The organism is Azospirillum sp. UFLA03-27, assembly GCF_059803775.1.
The window spans coordinates 1-23,497 of record NZ_JAUQTX010000092.1; the positions used below are offsets into that span (position 1 = coordinate 1).

Genomic DNA, 23,497 nt, shown 5'->3' on the forward strand with positions numbered 1-23,497 from the left:
GCGTATAATCGTCGGCAGCGTCAGATGTGTATAAGAGACAGGGAGGGGGCGGCCGGCGCCGCGGCGGTGGCGGTGGACGAGCGGGCGCGGGCCTCCTGCCTGTCCGGGCGCGTGACGCCCTGATTATCGGAGACCCGCTTTTTTGAGAATCGTCCGCAGGACGGGGCGGCCGGGGCTTTTCCAACGGCCCTGCCGCACCCATCCTATGGCGCTATGAGCACGCACGACACCCGCAATCCCTGCACGAAGCTTTGCCGCTACGACGCGGCGGACCGCTGCATGGGCTGCTTCCGCACCCGCGCGGAGGTGAGGCATTGGAAGCGCCTGCCGGACGAGACGAAGGCGGCGATCAACGCCCGCATCGCCGCGCGCGGCGGCACCGTCTCCAAGAAAGACGGCAAGCGGGCGAAGAAGCTCGACAGGAAAATCCGCAAGCTGGAAGGCAAGCTCGCCACCCTGCGCGCCCGCCGGTCGGAACTGGAGGGACCGGTCGTCAAAGCGGCGGAGTGAACACCGCCTCAACCGATCCCGGCGTGCCGTTCCACATACAGCAGCAGGGCGGGATAATAGTGCCTCTGTGAAACCGTCAGTTCCTGGCAGTAACGGCGTGCCATGCCGTTGGAAAGCCAAGCATCAAGCTCGCCGCTCTCGCGTTTCTGGGCGATGACGCGGTCGATCTTGTCCATGATCTTGTGGATCACGTCCGTTCCTTTTCCGGTGTTGATTTGCTGTGGAAGGGGTGGATGCCGCAGAGGCGGCGCCGTCGATTGCCCGTTCAATATGAACCTCGGGACAGCGGTGAGCTGCGCATTATGGGCATGCCTGCTTACCGCATTGCACAAAAGTCCGCCCTGACCACCGGACCCGCGCGCGGGTCTGCCCTTCGCAGGCGTTCGTTGACCGGCTTCTCGGCGCCGTCCCATTCTGCACGTCGAAGGAAGAAAAACCGGGAGGACATGCGGTGGGGATGGCGGTGGACCGCCGCGCCGCCGCAGCCATCATCATGACCGCCATCGCCATGACCGAACGCCGTGCGGAGCTGGACGGCGCCGCCTCCGCCACGCTGGTCCTGCTCTGCCTGCTCTGGGGCTTGCAGCAGGTCGCCATCAAGGTCGCCATGACCGGATTCTCGCCGGTGCTCCAGGGCGGGCTGCGCTCGCTGGGCGCGCTGGCGCTGCTGTGGGCCTGGGCGGCACTGCGCGGCATGCGCCTGTTCGAGCGGGACGGCACGCTGGGGCTGGGCCTGCTGGCCGGTGCGCTGTTCGCCGGCGAATTCCTGCTGATCTACACCGGGCTGTCCTACACCACGGTGTCGCGCAGCATACTGTTCCTCTACACAGCACCCTTCCTGGTGTCGGTCGGCGCACATCTGCTGCTGCCGGGGGAGCGGATGCGCGGCGTCCAGGCGGCCGGGCTGGCCTGCGCCTTCGTCGGGGTGGCGGTGGCCTTCGCCGACGGGCTGCGCCTGCCGACGAACCGCGAGATGATCGGCGACCTGATGGTGCTGGCGGCGGCGGTGCTGTGGGCGGCCACCACCCTGGTCATCAAGGGCAGCAAGCTGGTCCGCGCCAGCTCGACCAAGGTGCTGTTCTACCAGCTCGCCGTGTCTGGGGCGGTGATGCCGGTGGCCTCGCTTCTGATGGGGGAGGCGGGGGTGACCGCGCCCGGCCCGCTGGCCCTGGCCTGCCTCGCCTTCCAGATCGTGGTGGTGGCCTTCGCCTCCTACCTCGCCTGGTTCTGGCTGGTCGCCCGTTACCCGGCGGCCCGCCTGTCGGCCTTCACCTTCCTGACGCCGCTGTTCGGCGTGCTGTCCGGCGCCCTGCTGCTGGGTGAGCGGGTCAGCGCGAGCCTCGCCGCGGCGATGCTGCTAGTCTGCGCCGGCATCTGGCTGGTGAACCGCCGCGCGCCCGCCGCGGGCGCCTAGAAAGACGGGAACCGGCCCGGCCGCCATCGGTTGGCTCTGCTGTCCCAGCACAAGCAGCGGAGCCGGTTTCACCATGGATTTGAACGGAAAAGTCGCCATCATCACCGGGGCCGGGTCGGGCATCGGCAAGGCGTCCGCCACCCTGTTCGCCAGCGCCGGGGCGAGCGTCGGCGTGCTCAGCCGCACCGAGGACGAGATCCGCAAGACGGCGGAGGAGATCACCGCGGCGGGCGGCAAGGCTATCCCTCTGGTCGCCGACGTCGCCGATAGCGAGGCCGTGAAGCGGGCGGTGGACCGGCTGGTCCAGGAGTACGGGCGGCTGGACATCGTCTTCGCCAACGCCGGCATCAATGGCGTCTGGGCGCCGATCGACGAGCTGACTCCGGAGGAATGGGACCGCACCATCAACATCAACCTGCGCGGCACCTACCTGACTCTGCACCACGCGGTGCCGCATCTGAAGAAGGCGGGCGGCGGGTCGGTGCTGGTGACCGCCTCGATCAACGGCACGCGGGTGTTCAGCAACGCCGGCGCCACCGCCTATTCCTGCACCAAGGCCGCGCAGGTTGCCATGGTCCAGATGCTGGCGCTGGAACTGGCCAAGCACCGCATCCGCGTCAACGCCATCTGTCCGGGGATGATCGACACCGCGATCCAGGACAACACCCAGGCGCGCAACACCGAAAAGGCCGAAGAGGCCGCCGAGTATCCGGACGGCGAAATTCCGCTGACCCGCGGCAAGCCGGGCAGCAGCGCCGACGTGGCGGAACTGGCGCTGTTCCTGGCGTCCGACCGGTCGAAGCACATCACCGGCACCCCCGTCTGGATCGACGGTGCCGAGTCCCTGCTGATCGGCTGAGGGACCCCTCATGGCGGACAGCTTCATGGCGGACGGCTTCGCGTGGTGGCAGAGCGGGGTGATCTATCAGGTCTACCCGCGCTCCTTCCAGGATTCGAACGGCGACGGGGTGGGGGACCTGCCGGGTATCCTGGCCCGGCTCGACCATCTCCGGACGCTCGGGGTGGACGCGCTGTGGGTGTCGCCGATCTACCCGTCGCCGATGGCCGATTTCGGTTACGACGTGTCGGACTACACGGGCGTCCACCCGCTGTTCGGGACGATGGAGGATTTCGACCGGCTGCTGGCCGAGCTGCACCGCCGGGGCATGAAGCTGATCCTGGATTTCGTGCCCAACCACAGCTCCGACCGGCACCCGTGGTTCCAGGCCAGCCGCTCCTCCCGCGACGACCCGAAACGCGACTGGTACATCTGGCGCGACCCGGCCCCGGACGGCGGACCTCCCAACAACTGGCTGTCGGAGTTCGGCGGCGGCGCCTGGGAATGGGATGCGGCGACCGGGCAATACTATTACCACGCCTATCTGAAGGAGCAGCCGGATCTCAACTGGCGCAACCCGGCGCTGCGCGAGGCCATGCTCGACGCGTTGCGCGTCTGGTTCGACCGCGGGGTGGACGGCTTCCGGGTGGACGCCATCCATCACCTGATCAAGGACGCGCGGTTCCGCGACAACCCGCCGAACCCCGGCTGGCGGGAGGGCATGTCGCCGGTGCGGCGGGTGATCCGCCTCCACACCGTGGACCAGCCGGAGGTGCACGACGCCATCGCCGCGATGCGCCGGGTGGCGGACGGGTACGGCTCCGACCGGCTGCTGATCGGCGAGGCCTATCTGCCCATCGACCAGCTCATGGCCTATTACGGCGCCGACCTGACGGGCTTTCAGCTTCCCTTCAACTTCCATCTGCTGTCCACCCCGTGGGAGGCGAAGGCGCTGGCCGCGCTGATCCGCACCTACGAGGCCGCCCTGCCGCCCGGCGGCTGGCCGAACTGGGTGCTCGGCAACCACGACCGTTCCCGCGTGGCGAGCCGGCTGGGTGCGGGGCAGGCGCGGGTGGCGGCCATGCTCCTGCTGACCCTGCGCGGCACGCCGACGCTCTACCAGGGCGACGAGATCGGGATGACCGACGTGCCGATCCCGCCCGACCGCGTGCAGGACCCCTGGGAGAAGAACATCCCCGGCCTGGGGCTGGGCCGCGATCCGGTGCGCACGCCGATCCCCTGGGACGGCAGCCCGCAGGGCGGTTTCACGACGGGCGAGCCCTGGCTGCCGCTCGGTCCCGACCATGACCGGGTGAACGTCACGGCGCAGGCGGCCGACCCGTCCTCCATGTTGGCGCTCCACCGTGCCCTGCTGGCCCTGCGGCGGGCGGAGCCGGCCCTGTCGGTCGGGCGCTACGAGCCGGTGTCGGCGGAGGACGACGTCCTGTCCTATGAGCGCCGCCATGGAACCGGCCGCTTCCGCATCCTGCTGAACCTGTCGGCCGGGGAGCGGACGGTGGACGCGGTGCCGGAGGCTGCCCATATCCGGCTGTCCACCCATCTCGACCGAGGCGGGGAACCGGTGTCCGGCATCCTTCGCCTGCGGCCCGACGAGGGGGTGGTGATCGGTTTCGACGACAAGGGAAAGGGTGGGGAATGAGCGGGGACGTGAAGAACAACGCGGCCAAGAACCGGTATGAGCTGACCGTGGGCGACGCCACCGCGGTGGTGGAGTATGAAAAGCGCGACGGGGCCATCGTCTTCACCCACACGGAGGTTCCGGAGAGCATGGCCGGACAGGGCATCGGCTCCGCCCTCGCGCGCGGCGCGCTGGAGGACGCGCGTTCCAGCGGGCAGAAGGTTGTGCCGGTCTGCCCCTTCGTGGCCAAATACATCCAGCGCCACCCGGAGTACCAGGATCTGGTCGTCGCGGAGGGCGGACCATCGACGTGAGGCGTTCGCCGTGAAACGGTTTTTCCTGGCCGCCGGCCTGCTGTCTCTTCTGCCGGCGGCGGGCCGCGCTGGGACGCTGGAACTGGACTTCGCCGCCTATGGCGGCGGCGTCTCCCTGGCGCGCGGCAGCGTCGTGCTGACCGAGGAGGCGGAGGGGGGCGCCAGCCGCTACCGGGCGGCGCTGGAGGCGGAGGCGGTGCCCTGGCTCGGCCTCTTCACCAATTTCCGCTACCACGCCGAGTCCGCGGGACGGCTGGAGGCCGGCGCCGCCGAGCCGGACCGCTTCCGCGGCGAGCGCCGCTTGCGCCGCAAGATGGACATCATGACGCTGACCTTCGGCCCAGACGGGGTGGATGTGACGGCCGATCCCCCGCTCAGCCCCGACAAGGCGGCGCGGGTGCCGCCGGACAGCCGCCGGGGCAGCATCGATCCGTTGAGCGCCGGGGCGGCGGTGATCCTGACCGCCAGCCGGGCAGGCGGCTGCGGCGGACGCTATCCCGTCTATGACGGGCGCCGCCGCTACGACATCATCATGACGCCGCAGGGCAAGGGCGACCTGCCGTCGTCGCGCTACCGCATCGCCACGGGAACGGCGGAGGTCTGCGCGGTCACCGTCCGCCCGGTGGCCGGCTTCCAGGGTGACCGTGATCGCGACCGCTTCTTCGCCGAGGGGGTGGAGCGCAAGGCGACGGTGTGGTTCGCCCGCGCACCGGAGAGCGGGCGCGTCGTCCCCGTGACGGTGGAGGTGCCGACCGACACGATGACGGTGCTGGTCCACACCGTCGGTGTGAAGGCCGGGTCGTAATCCGCGTTACGGATTAGCGGCGAGGCGCCACTGACCGTCGTCGCCGCGGCAGGCGGTGCCGGTGGCGGACTCCTGGCGGCCCTCGATGGTCACCTTGTGCTGGAACTCCTTGCACTCCCGCCCGGCGGAATCGCGCCCGGCGCGGATCGGGGTGATGGTGCCGCTGGTGTTCGTGCTGTCCGGGCTGTTCCAGCGGATGGTCTGGCCGACTGGCGCGTTGAGCGCGCGGGTCTCCGCGCTCTGCGCCGCGTTGCGGCTGCCCGGGCTCAACTGCTCCATCAGATAGCCGCCGGCGAAGTAGCCGAGCAGGCCACCGGCGCCAATGGCCAGCAGGTTGCCGCTGCCCTTGCCGATCTGCGATCCGGCGAGCGCCCCGACGGCGGCCCCGCCGAGCTTGCCCAGCAGGTCGTTGTCGATGCCGAAGGTCGTGTTGCCGCCGCTGCTCTGCGGGTTGGTTTGGGTCGGCGCGCCGTAACCGCCCTGGGTGAACACCTGCGCTGCGGCCGGCGCGGCGGTCAGGGGCAGGGCGACGGACAGGCCAAGGCACAGGACCGAGGCGAAGCGAATCCCGGACAGGCGGACAGCGGACACGTCGGCTACTCCTTTATTGCAACGCGATGGTCATCTGAACACCACGGCCCCGCTCACGGTTGAGGCAAAAGGGCGACAATGACCTTCGACGAAGATGGCAACAGTCAGGCGCGCTTCAACTCCGGGAAGGCATCCGCCACGCTGCCATCCAGCGCCTTGCGGACGGCGCGGGCGAGGTCGCGGTCGCGGTAGGGCTTGATCAGGAACTCGGCCCCCGGCCCCTCACCGCTCAGGCCCCCGGCCACACCATGGGCGTAGCCGGAGGCGTAGAGCGCCTTCAGGGTCGGATAGCGGCGCTGCGCCTCCTGGGCCAATTCCAGCCCGTTCATGCCGCCCGGCATCACCACGTCGGTGAACAGCAGGTCCACCCGTGGCTCCCCGGCCAGCACGGCCAGCGCCTCCGGCCCGTTCTCCGCCTCGACCACGGTGTAGCCGAGATCCTGGAGGGTCAGCACGGCGACCTGACGCACGTCGCGGTCGTCGTCCACCACCAGGATGACCTCGCCGTGGCCGGGCAGCGGACCGGTGTCCTCGGTGTCCTCCGGCGTCTTCGCCTGACGGACGGCCGCGGGGGCGCAGGGCAGATGGAGGTGGAAGGAGGTGCCGCGCCCTGGCTCGCTCTCCACCCGAATCAGCCCGCCCGACTGCTTCACGAAGCCGTGGATCATGCTGAGCCCCAGCCCGGTGCCCTTGCCGATCTCCTTGGTGGTGAAGAAGGGTTCGAAGGCGCGGGCCAGAACCTCCGGCGGCATGCCGCAGCCGGTGTCGCTTACGGTCATCCGCACATAGCGTCCGGGGCGCAACTCCGCATCCCCCTCCTTGGCCTCCACCATCGCGGTGGCGATGGTCAGCTTGCCGCCGGACGGCATGGCGTCGCGGGCGTTGATGACGAGGTTCAGCAGGGCCGATTCCGCCTGAGTGCGGTCCACCAGCGCCGGACAGAGGGACGGCGCGCTGTCGATCTCGACGGTGATCGCCGAGCCCAGCGTGCGCTCCATCAGCTCGCCCATGTTGCGGACCAGCGCCTCCATGTCCACGCTCTCGGGGTGGAGCTGCTGGCGCCGCGCGAAGGCGAGCAGCCGCCGCGTCAGGTCGGAGCAGCGCAGCGACGCCTGAAGGGCCATCTCCACCCGCCGCGCCGCCTTGGGATCGTCGAAGGCCATGCGGCCCAGCCGCTCCAGGCTGCCGATGACCACGGTCAGCATGTTGTTGAAGTCGTGGGCGATGCCCCCGGTCAACTGGCCGATGGTCTCCATCTTCTGGACATGGGCGAGCTGGAGCTGAAGCTCCCGCGTGTCGGTGACGTCCAGCACCGTGCCGCAGAGTTCCGGCGGCCGCCCGCCCTCGCCCGGCAACAGCATGGCCTTTTCCAGAAGCGTGCGGTACTGCCCGTCGGCGGCGCGCCAGCGGTATTCGACGGTGGACACGCCACCCTGCCGCATCGCGTCGAACTGGACGGCGGCGCGCTCGCGGTCGTCCGGGTGCAGGCGCGATTCCCAGAAACCGCCGTCCGTCAGGAAGCGTTCGGCGGGGAAGCCGAACAGCGCCTCGACATTCTCGGTGACGTAGCGGAAGGGCGTGCCGCGCTCCGGCCCGGCGGTGTAGAGCAGGATCGGCAGGGAGCGGGCGATCATCGCCTGCCGCTCCTCCGACCGGCGGAGCGCCTGTTCGGCCTCCAGCTTCTCGGCCCGCACGCGGTAGTTCTCGGCCATCAGCCGCTCGCGCAGGGCGGCCTGGCGCTTGACCTCCTCGGTCTTGCGGTACAGTTCGACAAAGACGGTGACCTTGCTGCGCAGGATGACCGGGTCCACCGGCTTGAACATGTAGTCGACCGCCCCCGCGGAATAGCCGCGGAAGATGTGCATCTCGTCCTTGTTGATGGCGGTCAGGAACAGGATGGGGATGTGCCGCGACTTGCGGCGGTTGCGGATCAACTCCGCCGTCTCGTAGCCGTCCATGCCGGGCATGTGGACGTCCATCAGGATCGCCGCGAAGTCCTGGTCGAGCACGCGCTTCAGCGCCTCCTCGCCGGAGCGGGCGAGGATCACCGTGGCGTCGAGGTCGGCCAGGGTCTCCCGCATCGCCAGCAGGTTCCGCGGATCGTCGTCCACGACGAGCACGCGGACCTCCGGCGGCGGCAGGGTGGCGTCCTCGATCTCGGTGATGCTGGGAATCTGGGTGTGGGGCATGGGCTTCTCCTCACTCCCGTCCGGCGTTGTGGCCTACGGCGGGGCCGTCGTCCTGCCGGCGTCCGGCCCAGACCCGCAGCAGCGACAGCAGGTGGTCGATGTCCACCGGCTTGGCGAGATAGTCGGTCGCCCCCGCCTCGATGCACTTCTCGCGGTCGCCCTTCATCGCCTTGGCGGTGACGGCGATCACCGGAAGGCCGCGCCCGGCTGCGGTGGCGCGGATTTCCCGGATGGTCTGATAGCCGTCCATCAGCGGCATCATGATGTCCACCAGCGCCACGTCGAGGTCGGGGTGCGCCTTCAGCAGGTCCAGCCCCTCCGGCCCGCTCTCGGCGTGCAGCACCGTCATGTCGTGGGCCTCCAGGACGCTGGCAAGCGAGAAGATGTTGCGGAAATCGTCGTCCACGATCAGCGCCTTGCGGCCTGCCAGCACCGGGTCGCGCTGGCGGATCTGGTCGAGCGCGTTGCGCTTGTCGTCGGGCAGCCGGTCCACCGCCCGGTGCAGGAACAGCGCCGTCTCGTCGAGCAGCGAGTCCGCGGAATGGACGCTGCGCAGCACCACCGTTTCGGCCAGCCGGCGCAGCCGCGCCTCGTCCTCCGGCGCGATGGTGTCGCTGACATAGGCGACGACCGGCATCCAGGCGGTGGAATCGCGGGTGCGCAGGCTGTCGATCAGCTCGAAATCGCTGGGCTGGGGGATCGTCAGGTCGAGCACCATGCAGTCGAACCGCTCCTGCGCCAGCAGGGCGCGGGCGGCCTCGGCGGAGGTGACGGTGCTGATGTCGATGTCGTCACCGGCCCCGCCCCCGACGCCTTTGTCGTGGTCGATCAGGCCGGCGATGCCGCCGGTCTCCGGGTTGGGGACCTTCTCAACGATCAGCAGCCGGCGCTGGTGGCGCTCCACGAAGCCCTTGACCTTGGCGAGTGCCGCGAAGATCGCCTCGCGGTCGGCCGGCTTCTCGGTGTAGTCGAAGGCGCCCATGGCGAGGCCCCGGCGGCGCTCCTCCTTGGCGGAGATGACGTGGACCGGTATGTGGCGGGTGTGAGGGTCGCGCTTCAGCAGGTCGAGCAGCGCCCAGCCGTCGATGTCCGGCAGGCCGATGTCCAGCATCACCGCGTCCGGCCGGTACTTGCGGGCCATCGGCATGGCCGGGCTTCCGGCATGGGAAAGGATCGCCTTGAAGCCCTTCTCCCGCGCCAGATCGACCAGGATCGAGGCGAACTTCACGTCGTCCTCGACGATCAGCACCACCGGGTCGCCGGGGCGGATGCGCTCGCGGTCGTCGGCGACGGGGTGGTGCTGCGGCAGCGCCAGCCGCTCCTCCGGCCCCGGCACCACGATGGGCCGCGTCGGCGTCGGGAAGGGGGCCAGCTTCAGCGCCGGGTCGCCGTAGCGGGCGATGTCGAACTCCATCGGCACGTAGAGCGTGAAGGCGCTGCCCGCCCCGGATTCGCTCTGCACGCGGATCTCACCGCCCAGCAGGCGGGCGATCTCGCGGCTGATCGACAGGCCGAGGCCGGTGCCGCCGTACTTGCGGCTGGTCGTGCCATCGGCCTGCTGAAAAGCCTCGAAGATGATGCGCTGCTTGTTCTCGGGGATGCCGATGCCGGTGTCGATGACGGTGAAGGCCAGCACCCCCTCCGCCGCGTTCAGCACGGGGTGGGCCGCGCTCCAGCCCTCGCCGGCCAGACCGACGCGGAAGGTGACGCCGCCGGTCTCGGTGAACTTGAAGGCGTTGGACAGCAGGTTGTTCAGCACCTGCTCCAGCCGCTTCTGGTCGGTCTGGATGGCCGCGGGCAGCGGCTGGGTCATGTCGATGTCGAAGCGCAGCCCCTTCTCCTCGGCGAGCTGGGCGAAGGTGCGCTCGACATGGCCGCGCAAGTCGTCCAGCACCACGGCGCCGATCTCCAGCGTGACCGTGCCGGATTCGATCTTCGACAGGTCGAGGATGTCGTTGATGAGGTTCAGCAGGTCGGACCCGGCGGCGTTGATGGTGCGGGCGAACTCCACCTGCCGGGGAGTCAGGTTGTGGTCGCCGTTGTCGGACAGCAGCTTGGACAGGATCAGCAGGCTGTTCAGCGGGGTGCGCAGCTCGTGGCTCATGTTCGCCAGGAACTGCGACTTGTACTTGGAGGTGAGGGAGAGCTGCTCCGCCTTCTCCTCCAATGCCTCGTTGGTCTGGCGCAGCTTCTCCTGCTGGGCCATCAGCAGCTCCTCCGACTGGCGGAGCGAGGCGGCTTGATGCTCCAGCCGCTCGTTGGTGGTCTTCAGCTCCTCCTGCTGGCTCTGCAACTCGGCGGTCAGGCGCTGCGACTGCTTGAGCAGCCCTTCGGTCCGCATGTTGGTGGCGATGGTGTTGAGGACGATCCCGATGCTTTCCGTCAGCTGCTCCAGGAAGGAGCGGTGCGTCTCGCTGAAATGGCCGAAGGAGGCCAGCTCCAGCACGGCGTTCACCTCGTTCTCGAACAGCACGGGCAGGACGATGATGTTCAGCGGCGCCGCCTCGCCGAGGCCGGAGCTGATGCGCACATAGTCCTTCGGCACGTTGGTCAGCAGGATCGGCTTCTTCTCGTGGGCGCACTGGCCGACCAGACCCTGCTTCAGCGTGAAGCGGGTGCCCAGCCCGTCGCGCTCCTTCAGGGCGTAGCTGGCGACCAGATCGAGGACCGGCTCGTCGCCGTCGCGGCTGGTGACGTAGAGGACGCCGTGCTGGGCGTTCACCAGCGGCGCGATCTCCGACAGGATCATGTTGGTGACGGTGACCAGATCGCGCTCGCCCTGGAGCATCCGGGTGAATTTCGCGATGTTGGTCTTCAGCCAGTCCTGTTCCGCGTTCTTCTGCGTCGTGTCGCGCAGGTTGCGGATCATCTCGTTGATGTTGTCCTTCAGGGAGGCCACCTCGCCCGACGCCTCGACGGCGATGGAGCGGGTGAGGTCGCCCTTGGTCACCGCGGTCGCCACCTCGGCGATGGCGCGGACCTGGGTGGTCAGGTTGGCGGCGAGCTGGTTCACGTTGTCGGTCAGGTCGCCCCACACGCCGGTGGCGCCGGGCACCTTGGCCTGTCCGCCCAGCTTGCCTTCGATGCCGACCTCGCGCGCCACGTTGGTGACCTGATCGGCGAAGATGGCCAGCGTCTCAATCACGCCGTTGATGGTGTCGGCCAGCGCCGCGATCTCGCCGCGCGCCGCCACGGTCAGCTTGCGCTTCAGGTTGCCCTCGGCGACCGCCGTCACGACCTCGGCGATGCCGCGCACCTGACCGGTCAGGTTGGCGGCCATCATGTTGACGTTGTCGGTGAGGTCCTTCCAGGTGCCGGCGACCCCCTTCACCTGGGCCTGACCGCCCAGCTTGCCCTCGGTGCCAACCTCGCGGGCGACGCGGGTGACCTCGCTGGCGAAGCTGTTGAGCTGGTCGACCATCGTGTTGATGGTGTCCTTCAGCTCCAGGATCTCGCCCTTCACGTCCACGGTGATCTTGCGCGACAGATCGCCGTTGGCGACGGCGGTGGTGACGTCGGCGATGTTGCGAACCTGATTGGTCAGGTTGCCGGTCAGCAGGTTGACGTTGTCGGTGAGGTCCTTCCAGGTTCCGGCCACACCCTTCACCTGGGCCTGACCGCCGAGCTTGCCCTCGCTGCCGACCTCGCGGGCGACGCGGGTGACTTCCGAGGCGAAGCTGTTGAGCTGGTCGACCATCGTGTTGATGGTGTCCTTCAGCTCCAGGATCTCGCCCCTCACGTCCACGGTGATCTTGCGCGACAGGTCGCCCTTCGCCACCGCCGTGGTGACCTCCGCGATGTTGCGGACCTGGCTGGTCAGGTTGGTCGCCATCGCGTTGACGTTGTCGGTGAGGTCCTTCCAGGTGCCGGCGACACCCTTCACCTGGGCCTGACCGCCCAGCTTTCCTTCGGTGCCGACCTCGCGCGCCACGCGGGTGACTTCCGAGGCGAAGCTGTTGAGCTGGTCGACCATCGTGTTGATGGTGTCCTTCAACTCGCGGATTTCGCCCTTCACGTCCACGGTGATCTTGCGCGACAGGTCGCCGTTGGCGACGGCGGTCGTCACGTCGGCGATGTTGCGGACCTGATTGGTCAGGTTGCCGGTCAACAAATTGACGTTGTCGGTCAGGTCCTTCCAGGTGCCGGCTACACCCTTCACCTGGGCCTGACCGCCCAGCTTGCCCTCGCTGCCGACCTCGCGCGCCACGCGGGTGACTTCCGAGGCGAAGCTGTTGAGCTGGTCGACCATCGTGTTGATGGTGTCCTTCAGCTCGCGGATTTCGCCCTTCACGTCCACGGTGATCTTGCGCGACAGGTCGCCCTTCGCCACCGCTGTGGTGACGTCGGCGATGTTGCGGACCTGGGCCGTCAGGTTGGCGGCCATCAGGTTGACGTTGTCGGTGAGGTCCTTCCAGGTGCCGGCGACGTCCTTCACCTGGGCCTGTTCGCCCAGCTTGCCTTCGATGCCGACCTCGCGCGCCACCCGCGTCAGCTCCGCCGAGACGGTGACGAGCTGCTCGACCATCCGGTTGACCGTCCGGGCGGTCTGGAGGAAGTCGCCCTGGAGCGGACGCCCGTCGACCTCCAGCGGCATCGACTGCGACAGGTCGCCCTTGGCGACCGCGCCGATGACGCGGGCCATCTCCCGGGTCGGCTGGGTCAGGTCGGCGACCATGGCGTTGACGCTGTCCACGCAGGCGCCCCAGCCGCCCGAGGCGGTGGGCAGGCGCACCCGCTGGCCGATGCGACCCTCCTTGCCGATGGCGACGCTGACCCGGCCGACGTCCTCCACCAGGGCTTCGTTCATCTCCACCACGTCGTTGAAGGCGGCGGCGATCTCGCCGTCCAGCCCATCCAGGTCGAGCGGCAGGCGCACGGAGAAGTCGCCCTTGCGGAACTGGCGCAGCGCGCGCAGGAGAAGCTGGGGAGAAAGCCGGTCGTGAGCGTCGGTCATCGTCATGACGCGAGGGTCCCTAAGAAGTCCAGGCCTGTGTCTCGGGTGTCCCCTCGCGCAGGATCGACGGCGCGCCCGGCGGAACGCCGGAATGGCCGCGCGCCGGAGCGGCGCAGCCATGGGACGGCAAGAGGAAGGCGGCGGGGGCTAATGCCGGGGGGCGGCGTTGTTCAGCAGGGTCTTCAACTGGCGCTCGTCATAGGGCTTCTGGATGAAGCCGTGCGGGCCGGCGGCGCGGGCGCGCTCCAGCAGGACGGGATCGCTGGCCCCGGACATGAAGATGCTGCCCACGGCGAAGCGCTCGCGCAGGGCGTGCGCGGTCTCGATGCCGTCCTGCGGACCGGCGAGGCCAATGTCCACCAGGGCCAGGGCGGGGCGCTCCCGCTCGGCGATCTTCAGCGCGTCGGCGGCGTTGGCGGCGACGCCGCACACCTCGTAGGACAACTCCTCCAGCATATCGGTCAGATACATGGCGACGATCGTCTCATCCTCGACGACCAGGACCCGGACGGGGGTTGTGGCTGCGGCGGGCGCGGTCCCGTCCGCCCCGGCCCGTGGTGACCTGTTGATCGGGTTGGTCATCCCTTATCCCTCTTGTCGTTCTGCCGGCTGCGGTGCCGGAACGGCGTCGATGAGGCGCCTATCCCGCCCGCCGCCGGAACCCGAGCGGAGACGTCGGATGCCGGCGAAGCTGACCGGGACGAGTAGCACGGAGGGGTGAGGCAATTAAGGGAGAAAAGGTCAAATACCCCCAACAGGTTATACCCAGTAGGGTGAGTGCACTCCAAAAGAGAGCAAGCATATTCCTTAAATTCAATATGGAATAGCGCGAATCCGGTGCGTTTGGACCGTCTTTGCTTGGGTTCGATTGAAATGTGCGGTGCAAACGCGCGGCAGCTATGTAGAGATGTGCGGCCTTTTTAACAATTTTGCAAGTAATTTTGCGCGTAAACTTGCTGCTGTCCACGAGGCGGGCGTGGAGTCGATTGCAGGGGTTCTAGGAAGCGGGATGAGCGGTGCCCCGACAAGCGGGCCGGGTGATGGGACAGACCTGAGCCTGGAGGATCTCGCGCAGGCCATCAGAGCCCACCGGCTCTATCTGGCGGCGCGCCCAAACGGTTTGCGCCTTCAATTGAAGGCGGCGGACCTGACCGGTTTCGACCTGACGGGGCTGCTCCTGTCGGACGCGATTCTGACCGGAGCGAATTTCCGGCGCAGCGTTCTCCAGCGTTGCAACTTCGACGGGGCGGATCTGTTCGGCGCCAGCTTCGTCTCCGCCGATCTGCGGGAGGCCTCGCTGGTCGGGGCGGACATGCGCGGGGCGAACTTCACCAAGGCCTGCCTGCGCAACACCCTGTTCGAGCGGGCGGACCTCCGCCCCGGCCAGCTCGTGCTGTGGAAGGACCGGCGCAAGGCCCGGCAGGAGGCGGCGCTTCGCGAAGCCGTGCTGGTCAACGCGAATTTCGCCGACTCCGATCTGACCGGCGCCAACCTGACCCGGGCCAACCTGGAAGGAGCGGATTTCAGCAACGCCGCCCTGTTTGGCGCCAACCTCAGCGGCGCCGATCTGCGCGGTGCCGATTTCAGCATGGCGAAGCTGAAGGGCGCCATCCTGAACAACGCCGCCGTCGCCGGTGCCACTTTCCAGGGCGCCGATCTGCGCGACGCCGAGCTGCGCAACGTCGCCATGGCCACCGCCGACTGGGCGGATGCGCGGATGACGGGCGCCATCTACCACCGCAACCAGTCGGACTTTCCGCCGGAAATCCGGGAGGGGCTGGACGGCCATGTCCGCTGGATCAACAGCAACGGCAAGCAGGGCAAGCGGTTCGACGTGTCGGACGGGGCCTTCGTCGGGAGTGATTTCGATGGCTGCGACCTGAGCGGGGCGATCTTCCGCAACTGCGACTTTACGCGGGCGAGCTTCCGGGACAGCAAGCTGCAGATCGCCCAGTTTCCCGGATGCCGCATGCGCGAAGCCTGCTTCGAGAATTCGGAGCTGTCCGGCGCCAGCTTCGAAGGCTGCGACCTGACCCGCGCCATGATGCGCAACGCGGTGATGCGCGCCATTGAGCTTCTGGCGGCGGATGGCCAATCCACGGGGCGGATGTGGCCGACCAATCTGCGCAACGCCCAACTGGCCGACAGCGACATCCGCGGTGCCGATTTGCGGGGCGCGCGGCTGGCCGGGGCGGACCTGACAAACTGCAATCTGTCGGGGGCCGACCTGCGCGACACCGACATCGACAAGGCCGACACAGCCGGAACGACGCTGGTCCATTGCCGGTTGAAGTGACCGCGAATTTTAATCCCGCAAAATTTTCGAAAAGAGTCGGGCATTTTGTCGCAGGGGCTGCCCTCCACCCATGCCCGGCATTGTGCATACCAGTATGTGGGGATTAAAACGCCGGCCGAGGTGACGGCTGGTTTCCCAAGCCGCTTGTCATGATCGAGGCCAAGTAACGGACCGGCGGACGCCGCGTGCCGATGCGACGAATATTGATCGTGGCGAAGCGAAGAACGCAGGACGTCCTGCGGGCCTTGGGTGGCCGTGCCTGTCTTTTGGGCATTGGAAATCGAGGATAGTGCAATGAAGCGTAATGTTGCCGTTCTGGCCTTCGGTCTGTTCGCCGCCCTTCCCGGCATCGCCTCGGCGCAGGACGCCGATGCGGGAGAGAAGGTGTTCAACCAGTGCAAGGCCTGCCACACCATCGAGGCCGGCGGCCCCAACCGCGTCGGCCCGAACCTGCATGGCGTCGTCGGCCGCGCGTCGGGCTCCATCGAGAGCTTCAAGTATTCCGATGCGATGAAGGGCGCCGGACTTGTCTGGGACGAGGCCAATCTCGACAAGTACCTGACCGATCCGAAGGGCACGGTCCCCGGCAACAAGATGGCCTTCGCCGGCGTGAAGAACGAGCAGGCCCGCAAGGACCTGATTGCCTTCCTCAAGAAGAACAGCTGACACGTCCGCAAGGACATGCGCTGCGGGAACGGGAGGGGCGACGGCCCCTCCTGCGTCCGGCGCCCGGCCGTAAGGTCACGCCCGTCCGGTTAGGGCCGCCCGTCTCCCTGCGGTCCATCCTATGAGGATGGCACCTATCAACCTGCCCTTGTGGACAGGGGACCCGTAAAAACGCTCATCGTCAGGCACAAGGAGAACAGGAGGCTGTTGGGGGACCCGTGTGTCCCAACGCAAGATTGCATATCGGGAGGTCGGAATGCCCATGCTGCGAACCGCGGCCCTTGCCGCCGTGTCCATCCTCACGCTCGTCGCCTGTTCGAGCGAGCCGGGCCTCGTGCCACCGATGGGCAGTTCCGGTGCCTCCACGTCCCAGATGGGAAGCACCGGGTCGGGCGCCTCCTCGACGCTGACGGTGGCGGACCAGTCCTTTCTGACCCAGGCGGCCTACGGCGGCTTCGGCGAGGTGGCAATGGGCACGCTGGCCCAGCGGCAGGCGTCCAGCGCCACCGTGCGCGACCTCGGCCGGCGCATCGCCGCCGACCACACCCAAGCCAACCAGGAACTCGCCCGGCTCGCCCAAGCCAAGGGCGTCATGCCGCCCACCGCCCCGGACCCCGGCCGGCAGGCGGTCGCCGACGCGTTGGCCTCACTTCAGGGCTCCGCGTTCGACCGGCAGTATCTGCAGCAGCAGATCGCCGAGCACGAGGTGTCGATCGCCCTGTTCAACGCGCAGTCCCAGGGCGGGACCGATCCGGACGTCCGGGCCTTCGCCGCCAAATGGTTGCCCGGCCTGCAAATGCACGCGCGCGAACTGCGCGCGCTCGGCAACCCGCTGGCACAATTGCCGTAGCGGCGGGCTTCTGTGGCCAAGTCCGCGGAATCAGCGGCGGGCTTGGCCCGATGATCCGCCTCAGGCGACCGCCGGAAGCGGGTGCAGGCCCGCGGTGAGGCGTTGGACGTCCGCGGCGAAGCGGTCGGCGACGTCCGGCGTCAGTTCGAACCGGACATGCAGATCCTGCTCCTTGCCCCCCAGCACCGCGAAGGGGATGGAGACGGTGCAGCTGGTAATGGTCAGCACGCCACGGCTGCCGACCTGCGACCGGTCGAGACCGCGGATCGTGGCGCCGCCTTCCGACAGGTTGGTGAGGTGCCCCGACAGCGATCCCACCGCCCCGGCGATGGTGCAGGGCAGATTGACCTCGAAGCGCGGGGCGCGGCGGCGGTCCACCTCCGGCGTGGCGGTGCGCACGGCGCGGACTAGCATCTCTCGGAGATGGTCGATGCTCCCCGCCACGTCGGACGCCACCCGGCGCACCTCGTCGGCGCGGCTGCCGGTCACCGCCGCCTCCTCCGACACGTGGGCGATGCGGGACGACACCTCCTGCGCGGCGGCGGCGGTCTGGCCGACGTTGCGCGAGATCTCGCTGGTCGCGGCACCCTGCTCGTCCATGGCGCTGGCGATGCTGCTGGCGACCCCGTCGATCTCGGTGATGGTCCGCCCGATGTCCTGCACCGCGTCGACAGCCCCGGCGGTCATGCTCTGCAGATCGGTGATCTGGCGGGAAATCTCTTCCGCCGACTTGGAGGTTTGGGTGGCGAGGTTCTTCACCTCCTGAGCCACCACCGCGAAGCCCTTGCCGGCCTCGCCCGCGCGCGCCGCCTCGATCGTCGCGTTCAACGCCAGCAGGTTGGTCTGGCTGGCGATGTCCTGGATGAAGGTGGCGACCTCCCCGATGTGGCCGATGGCCTCGGACAGGGAGAGCACCACGTCCTCGGTCTTGCGGCTGCTTTCCACGGCGCGACGGGAAATCTGGCTGGCGAAGGTGACTTGGCCGGTGATCTCGGCGATGGAGGCGGTGAGCTGGTCGGTGGCTGCCGCCACGGCCTGGGCGTTGCCCAGCGCCTGTTCCGCTGCGGCCGCCACGCTCTGCGAGTTGGCGGAGACGGTCTCGGCCGAGCTGGCCATCGCCTGGGCGTTGCTGTCCATCGAGACGGAGCGTTCGGCGACGCGGTCCACGGCGGTGCGGGTCTCCTGCTCCACCGTGCGGGCCATGGATTCCAGGGCGGCGATCTTGGCGGCCTCGGCCTCGCGGCGCTCGCGCTCCTGCGCCTCGCGCAGGCGCTGGTTGTCGATGCCCTTCTGGCGGAAGATCTCGACGGTCTTGGCCATGGCGCCGATCTCGTCCTGGCGGTCCAGGCCGGGCACCGCCACCTCATAGCGCTCGTCGGCCAGCTGGAACATGGTGCCGCGGATCTGGTCCAGCGTGCGGAACTGGCGCCGGACCACCAGCAGCATCACCAGGGCCATGCCGATGGTGATGACCGCCGCCACCTGGATGATGTTGGGGACCACCTCCTCCAGAACGCGCAACGCGACGCTCTTCTTGAGGCCGACGAACAGGACGCCGATTACCTCGCCGTTCTGGTCGATGATCGGGTCGTAGGCGGTAAAGTAGGCCTCGCCCAGGATGTCGGCCTCACCGCGGAAGGGCTCCTTGCCGTCGATGACGGCGCTGTAGACGGGACCGCGGGCCAGCTTCGTCCCGACGGCCCGGCTGCCGTCCGGGTTGTGGATGTTGGTCGCCACGCGGGTGTCGCCGCGGAAGATGGTGGCCACGCCGCCGGTCACGCTGCGGACGGTGTCGACGATGTCGTTCGCGCCGTCCAGCTTGAAATCGTCGATGTACAGCGCGCCGTCCTTGAGCCGGTACTCGGATCCTTTCTGGTCGAGCAGCATCCGGAAATTGGTGATCGCCTGCTCCCTCCGCTCCGCCGCGTCCTTGCTGATGCTGGAGGTGACCTTGACGATCGTCGCGTAGGTCAGCGCACCGGACAGAGCAATCAGGCCGAGCGTGCACAGAATGGTCAGCTTTGTCGCAAGGCTGAGCGTGCGGAGGGGATTCATCGGCCGAAAACTCCTTGAAAAATCGTCGGGTCGCCCCGGAAGCACCGGGAAGGCGGCGCATTGGTAACCTTTGTCGCGCATTTGTAACAAATAGTTTTGTCAATGTCGGGACGCACCGGATTCATGCAATGTGAAGGTGCGGTTGCGGCTTTCGTCAGCTGTCTTGAGGAAAGTGTTTGTATTTCAAGGTTTATTCATTTCGTTCATGTTGCGCATTGAGCAAAATAAACCATCTGTTAATCATGAAGTGGGACAGCATGTCGCACGCGAATTCCTTTTAGAGATACCTTCGGTGTAGAGGAAATGTTATCGGTTGGCGTTCGTTCATTACAGAATACAAACATTCGCCATGCCGGACACCCTGCACGCCCTTGACGTCACCAAGACCGCCTATTTCGATTTGGGACCGGATTCGGTCGGCAGTCTGCGGCAGGCGTTGCCGATCATCTCCAAAGCCCTGCCGGGAATTCTGGACCGCTTCTACGCCCGCACGCTGTCGCAGCCCGAGCTGGCCGCCCTGTTCTCCAACCCGGCGCAGGTCGAGGGGGCCAAGCGCGCCCAGATCGCGCATTGGACCCGGCTGTTCGAAGGCCGCTTCGACGATGGCTACAAGGAGTCCGTGCGCGCCGTCGGCATCGCCCACCACCGCATCGGGCTGAGCCCAAGCTGGTACGTCGGCGGCTACGCCTTCATCCTGGGCGAGATCATGGCCGCCCTGGCGCAGAGCATGGGCGGCACGCTGCTGACCGGCAGCCGGCTCGGCTCGATCGTGACCATGCAGCGCGCCGTGGTGTCGGCGGTGCTGATGGATCTGGACGCCGCGCTGTCCATCTATTGGGACCGCCTGATCGACGAGCGGCTCCAGGCGGTGGATGCGATGGTCGATTCCATCGACCACGAGGCCAACGACGTGGTGGACAGCGTCGCCAGCTACACCGCGGACCTGCGCCGCACGGTCGGCGATCTCGACGGCGTCTGCGCGGCGGTGAAGGACAGCATCACCGGCACCTCCGCCGACACGGCGGAGGCGCTGGACGCCGCCCAGACCGTCGCCGCCGGGGCGGAGCAGCTTCAGGCGGCGGTCGGCGAAATCTCGGAGCAGGTCGGCGGAGCCTCCCGGATCGCCGGGGAGGCGGTGGAGAAGAGCGGCGAGGCCCGCCAGATCATGGCGCAGCTCAGCACCGCGGCGCAGGAGATCGGCGGCATCCTGAACCTCATTCGTGCCATCGCCGGGCAGACCAACCTGCTGGCGCTAAACGCAACCATCGAGGCGGCGCGGGCCGGGGAAGCCGGCAAGGGCTTTGCCGTGGTGGCGACCGAGGTGAAGAACCTCGCCGGGCAGTCGGCCAAGGCGGCGGACGAGATCGCCGCTAAGGTCGGCGCCATCCAGGCGGTGGCGGAGCAGGCCATCACCGGCATGGACGGGGTGGCCACCACCATCACCACTATGCAGGAGATCAATTCCTCGATCGCCGCGGCGGTGGAGGAGCAGTCCTCGGCCTCGCGCGAGATCGCCCGCAACATCGGCGAGGTCGCCGGCATCTTCCGCGGCATCGCCAGCCGGATGTCCGAGGTCGGCGGCGAGACGCAGCGTGCCACCACCGTGGCCTACACGGTCGGCGAAAGCGCCAACCGCATGCAGGAGGCGCTGGACACCCTGCCGTCCCTGCTGGCGCGGGCCATTCGCACCTCCTCCGATCTGGCGAACCGGCGGCACACGCGCCGCCGCCCGGTTCTGCTGGACGGCAGCGTGGACCAGACGCCGGCGCTGGTCCGCGACATCTCCGAATGCGGCTGCTACGCCGAGACGAAGGGGGCGGCGCCCACCGGCGGGCAGGTCACCGTGTCGCTTCCCGGTTACAAACTGTCCCTGCGCGGGTCAGTGGTGGCGCGGCACGACAACCGGCTGCACATCCGCTTCGACGAGCGCAAGATCGGCCGCGAGGAGGTTGACCGGATGAGCCGCGACGGGGTGGGCGAACTGGTCCGGCTGGCCAAGCAGGACCATCTCGCCTTCGTGGACAAGATCATGGAGGCGGTGGGCGGCCAGCGCACGCTTCTGCCGGCGGACCTGTCCACCCATCACTCCTGCCGCCTGGGTCGCTGGTACGACAGCGTAAACGATCCCCGGACGATGCGCCTGCCCACCTACAAGGGCATGGTCACGCCGCACCGGACCGTTCATGAGTCGGGCCGCGAGACGCTGCTCGCTCTCCAGGCTGGCAACCGCATGGAGGCCGAACGCCACGCCGCCGAGATGAAGCGGGCCTCGGCGGAGGTGGTCCGCCTGCTCGACGAGCTGGAGCGCGATTTCGCCCGGACCCTCGCCGAGGCCGCCGAGTAGCCGGTTCCTTTGGGATCGGCGGTTCGCCGGGCGTCAGCGCCCGGCGGTGTCCGGCGGCGCTTCCGGCGCGCTGTTCTCCGGCGGCGGCTCGTCCAGGGTGGACAGGCGTCCGGCCAGACCGTCCGGCTCCTTGGCGGCGGTGCCGGTCGCGGAATTGGCTGCCGTGTTCGGCTTGGCATCGTCGCCGGTGTTCAGGATGACCGGCAGCCCGTCGCGTCCGCCGATGATGATGGTCTTGGCGTTCGAGGAGGTGGCGAAGGCCCGCGTCGCCTCGATGCCGCGCAGGCGCAAATACTCCGGCGTGATGTTGCGGGCGACGATGTCCTGGAAGTCGCGCACGCCCTCCGCCTCGATCCGCTTGCGGTCGCGTTCCTTGGCCTCGCGGGCGATGCGGAAGTCGTATTCCTCCATGATCTGCTGCTGCTCGATCTTGCGGTCGATGGCTTGGCGGACCAGCGGCGGGAAGCTGACCCCGGCCACCAGCACGTCCTCGATCCGGATCATCACGGAGCTGTAATCGTCCGCCGTCGTGCCGGGGGGCAGCTTCAAGGATTGCAGATCGGTCGGCGGGGTGGGGAACTGCTGGCGGGCCTCCCGCAGCAGGAAGCCTTGGATGTCCGCCCGATTGATCGAGTAGAAGTTTTCCGGATTGTGCTTCGACACGAATTCGTAGACGAGGCTGGCGATCTCCGGATGCACCAGCTTTTCCGCGTAATCGTCTCCGGCCAGCTTGTGGACCAGACCGGCGGCAGGCGGGTTGACGCGGTAGCGCAGCGCCACGTTCACCGTCATTGACATGCCGTTGGCCGCCACCGCCTCGTAGGTGCGGGTGTCGGTGCGCAGGCGCACGTCGTACATCGTCACCCGGTCCCACGGGAAGATCAGGTGGGTGCCCTCGCTGTAGACCCGATCGGTGACCGTGCCGCCGAAGAAGCGCAGCCACAGCACGCCGACATGGCCGGAGGGCACCTCGACGAAGACGGCGGGCGCAATGGCGAGGAAACCCAGGATCAGGGTCAGCGTCAGCGCGTAGATCGACACGCTGCGTCGCTTCAGCCAAAGGCCGGCGCGCTGCGGCAACGGCGCGCGGACAAGGCCGTCCCCGGCGGACTGGTCCAGCGTGGTCATCGCGGTCTCGTCGTCAGCATCTTCTCACGTTCCCGTGTGCTGGGGCGGCCCACCGCCTGGATCACGAAGTTCACCGGCGGAGTCAGGAAAAGGGCCAGCAGGAAATGGCCGATGAAGCCGATCGTGGTGTTGCGGCCCATGACGGCGCACACCAGACAGGCGAGGAGATAGAGCATGACGAGGACAAGGGGCATGCGCGTCCGGCCTTGGAATGGGAGCAGGGCGGAGAAGTGACGGCGTCTGGAGGGGGCGGGGAAGCGTGGAGGCGTCCCCGCCCGTCCTCCCGGTTCGCTGTGGCGTCCGTGTCTGCGGTCAGGCCGCGACCGGGGCCGCCTCCGGCGTCGCACCCTTGCGGCGGCGGGCCTCCTCGAACTTCTCGCGGAAATAGGTCTTCACCTTTTCCGGCTGGAAGGTCAGGAAGGTGCCCCCCGATGCGAAGTGCTGCTGGAACACCTTGCCCAGCGCGTAGGTGAAGGCGCTGTTGAAGGCCGGCTGGGTGGCCAGCCGCGTCACCGTGCCGATCACCGGTACCGAGCGCAGAGCCATGTTGAACGCCATGGAGCCGAGCAGGCTGCCGCCCAGGGCGGTCGGGGCGACCGTGGCGAACAGCGTGCCGACCGCGGACCGGCCGATGTCGCCGCGGAAGTCGACGCCGTGCAGTTCCGACAGCTCCTTGAGCAGGCGGAGCTGGACGACGGCGAGCGCCGCGGTGTCCACGAAGTTCAGCGGGATGACGCCCGCCGCCGCGGACAGCAGCACATGCTTGCGGATGATCTCCGCCGCCTGCGCCTCGGTGGAGACCGGAGCGGCCGGAGTGGCTTCCGGAGCGGCTTCGGAGGTGCTGGCGGTTGTCTGTCTCTTATACACATCTGACGCTGCCGACGATTATACGCGAGTGTAGATC

At 68.1% G+C, this 23,497-nt stretch carries 19 protein-coding genes; 10 read left to right on the forward strand and 9 right to left on the reverse strand.

The genetic code is table 11. The features are described from left to right. Positions 1-213 precede the first annotated feature (213 nt). Positions 214-510, forward strand: a complete 297-nt coding sequence (locus Q4I23_RS15485) for a DUF1289 domain-containing protein (RefSeq protein ID WP_454016516.1) — start codon at positions 214-216, stop codon at positions 508-510. 8 nt (positions 511-518) lie between these two features. Here the strand turns inward: Q4I23_RS15485 and Q4I23_RS15490 are convergent, their stop codons facing one another. Further along, a complete protein-coding gene (locus Q4I23_RS15490) occupies positions 519-701 on the reverse strand; it encodes a hypothetical protein (RefSeq protein ID WP_183179120.1) in 183 nt (60 codons plus the stop codon). A 266-nt stretch (positions 702-967) separates the two neighbouring features. On the opposite strand from Q4I23_RS15490, the gene Q4I23_RS15495 reads away from it, so the two are divergent. The 5 genes from Q4I23_RS15495 to Q4I23_RS15515 all read left to right on the forward strand — a co-directional run bounded on the left by Q4I23_RS15495 (position 968) and on the right by Q4I23_RS15515 (position 5,520). Continuing rightward, a complete protein-coding gene (locus Q4I23_RS15495; RefSeq protein WP_498526785.1) occupies positions 968-1,924 on the forward strand; it encodes a DMT family transporter in 957 nt (318 codons plus the stop codon). 73 nt (positions 1,925-1,997) lie between these two features. Continuing rightward, entirely contained in the window at positions 1,998-2,783 is a 786-nt protein-coding gene (locus Q4I23_RS15500; protein WP_498526786.1) for an SDR family oxidoreductase, read from the forward strand. A 10-nt stretch (positions 2,784-2,793) separates the two neighbouring features. Beyond that, positions 2,794-4,422, forward strand: coding sequence for an alpha-amylase family glycosyl hydrolase (locus Q4I23_RS15505; protein WP_498526787.1), 1,629 nt, complete (start codon positions 2,794-2,796; stop codon positions 4,420-4,422). Next, a complete protein-coding gene (locus Q4I23_RS15510; RefSeq protein ID WP_014242492.1) occupies positions 4,419-4,715 on the forward strand; it encodes a GNAT family N-acetyltransferase in 297 nt (98 codons plus the stop codon). Before Q4I23_RS15505 ends, Q4I23_RS15510 begins: the two co-directional genes overlap by 4 nt. Positions 4,716-4,725: 10 nt before the next feature. Beyond that, positions 4,726-5,520, forward strand: coding sequence for a DUF3108 domain-containing protein (locus tag Q4I23_RS15515; protein ID WP_498526788.1), 795 nt, complete (start codon positions 4,726-4,728; stop codon positions 5,518-5,520). Positions 5,521-5,526: 6 nt separating this feature from the next. Here Q4I23_RS15515 and Q4I23_RS15520 read toward each other — a convergent pair whose 3' ends face one another. From Q4I23_RS15520 to Q4I23_RS15535, 4 genes are all read right to left on the reverse strand, one after another. Further along, on the reverse strand, positions 5,527-6,111 hold the full coding sequence (locus Q4I23_RS15520) for an RT0821/Lpp0805 family surface protein (RefSeq protein WP_498526789.1): 585 nt from the start codon (positions 6,109-6,111) through the stop codon (positions 5,527-5,529). 104 nt (positions 6,112-6,215) lie between these two features. Continuing rightward, complete coding sequence (locus Q4I23_RS15525; protein WP_498526790.1) at positions 6,216-8,300, reverse strand: PAS domain-containing hybrid sensor histidine kinase/response regulator; 2,085 nt, start codon at positions 8,298-8,300, stop codon at positions 6,216-6,218. A 10-nt stretch (positions 8,301-8,310) separates the two neighbouring features. Next, positions 8,311-13,260 (reverse strand): HAMP domain-containing protein, encoded by a 4,950-nt coding sequence (locus tag Q4I23_RS15530; RefSeq protein ID WP_498526791.1) that lies wholly within the window; start codon positions 13,258-13,260, stop codon positions 8,311-8,313. Positions 13,261-13,401: 141 nt separating this feature from the next. Further along, positions 13,402-13,836 carry a response regulator gene (locus Q4I23_RS15535; protein ID WP_454016509.1) on the reverse strand — a complete coding sequence of 145 codons (435 nt, stop codon included), beginning with the start codon at positions 13,834-13,836 and terminating at the stop codon, positions 13,402-13,404. Between the two features lie 427 nt (positions 13,837-14,263). Here Q4I23_RS15535 and Q4I23_RS15540 point away from each other — a divergent pair, with 427 nt between their 5' ends. The 3 genes from Q4I23_RS15540 to Q4I23_RS15550 all read left to right on the forward strand — a co-directional run bounded on the left by Q4I23_RS15540 (position 14,264) and on the right by Q4I23_RS15550 (position 17,066). Next, positions 14,264-15,550, forward strand: a complete 1,287-nt coding sequence (locus Q4I23_RS15540; protein ID WP_498526792.1) for a pentapeptide repeat-containing protein — start codon at positions 14,264-14,266, stop codon at positions 15,548-15,550. 294 nt (positions 15,551-15,844) lie between these two features. Continuing rightward, positions 15,845-16,216 carry a c-type cytochrome gene (locus Q4I23_RS15545; protein ID WP_498526793.1) on the forward strand — a complete coding sequence of 124 codons (372 nt, stop codon included), beginning with the start codon at positions 15,845-15,847 and terminating at the stop codon, positions 16,214-16,216. Between the two features lie 256 nt (positions 16,217-16,472). After that, entirely contained in the window at positions 16,473-17,066 is a 594-nt protein-coding gene (locus Q4I23_RS15550) for a DUF4142 domain-containing protein (protein WP_454016506.1), read from the forward strand. 60 nt (positions 17,067-17,126) lie between these two features. Here the strand turns inward: Q4I23_RS15550 and Q4I23_RS15555 are convergent, their stop codons facing one another. After that, positions 17,127-19,121: a methyl-accepting chemotaxis protein gene (locus Q4I23_RS15555; RefSeq protein ID WP_498526794.1), complete on the reverse strand. Its 1,995-nt coding sequence runs from the start codon at positions 19,119-19,121 to the stop codon at positions 17,127-17,129. 349 nt (positions 19,122-19,470) lie between these two features. On the opposite strand from Q4I23_RS15555, the gene Q4I23_RS15560 reads away from it, so the two are divergent. Beyond that, complete coding sequence (locus tag Q4I23_RS15560; protein WP_498526795.1) at positions 19,471-21,465, forward strand: methyl-accepting chemotaxis protein; 1,995 nt, start codon at positions 19,471-19,473, stop codon at positions 21,463-21,465. A gap of 33 nt (positions 21,466-21,498) precedes the next feature. Here the strand turns inward: Q4I23_RS15560 and Q4I23_RS15565 are convergent, their stop codons facing one another. The 3 genes from Q4I23_RS15565 to Q4I23_RS15575 all read right to left on the reverse strand — a co-directional run bounded on the left by Q4I23_RS15565 (position 21,499) and on the right by Q4I23_RS15575 (position 23,460). After that, positions 21,499-22,593, reverse strand: coding sequence for a prohibitin family protein (locus Q4I23_RS15565; RefSeq protein WP_454016503.1), 1,095 nt, complete (start codon positions 22,591-22,593; stop codon positions 21,499-21,501). After that, a complete protein-coding gene (locus Q4I23_RS15570; protein ID WP_040136327.1) occupies positions 22,590-22,787 on the reverse strand; it encodes a hypothetical protein in 198 nt (65 codons plus the stop codon). The genes Q4I23_RS15565 and Q4I23_RS15570 overlap by 4 nt, the downstream gene beginning before the upstream one ends. Positions 22,788-22,905: 118 nt before the next feature. Continuing rightward, a complete protein-coding gene (locus Q4I23_RS15575; RefSeq protein WP_498526796.1) occupies positions 22,906-23,460 on the reverse strand; it encodes a YcjF family protein in 555 nt (184 codons plus the stop codon). Between the last annotated feature and the right edge of the window lie 37 nt (positions 23,461-23,497).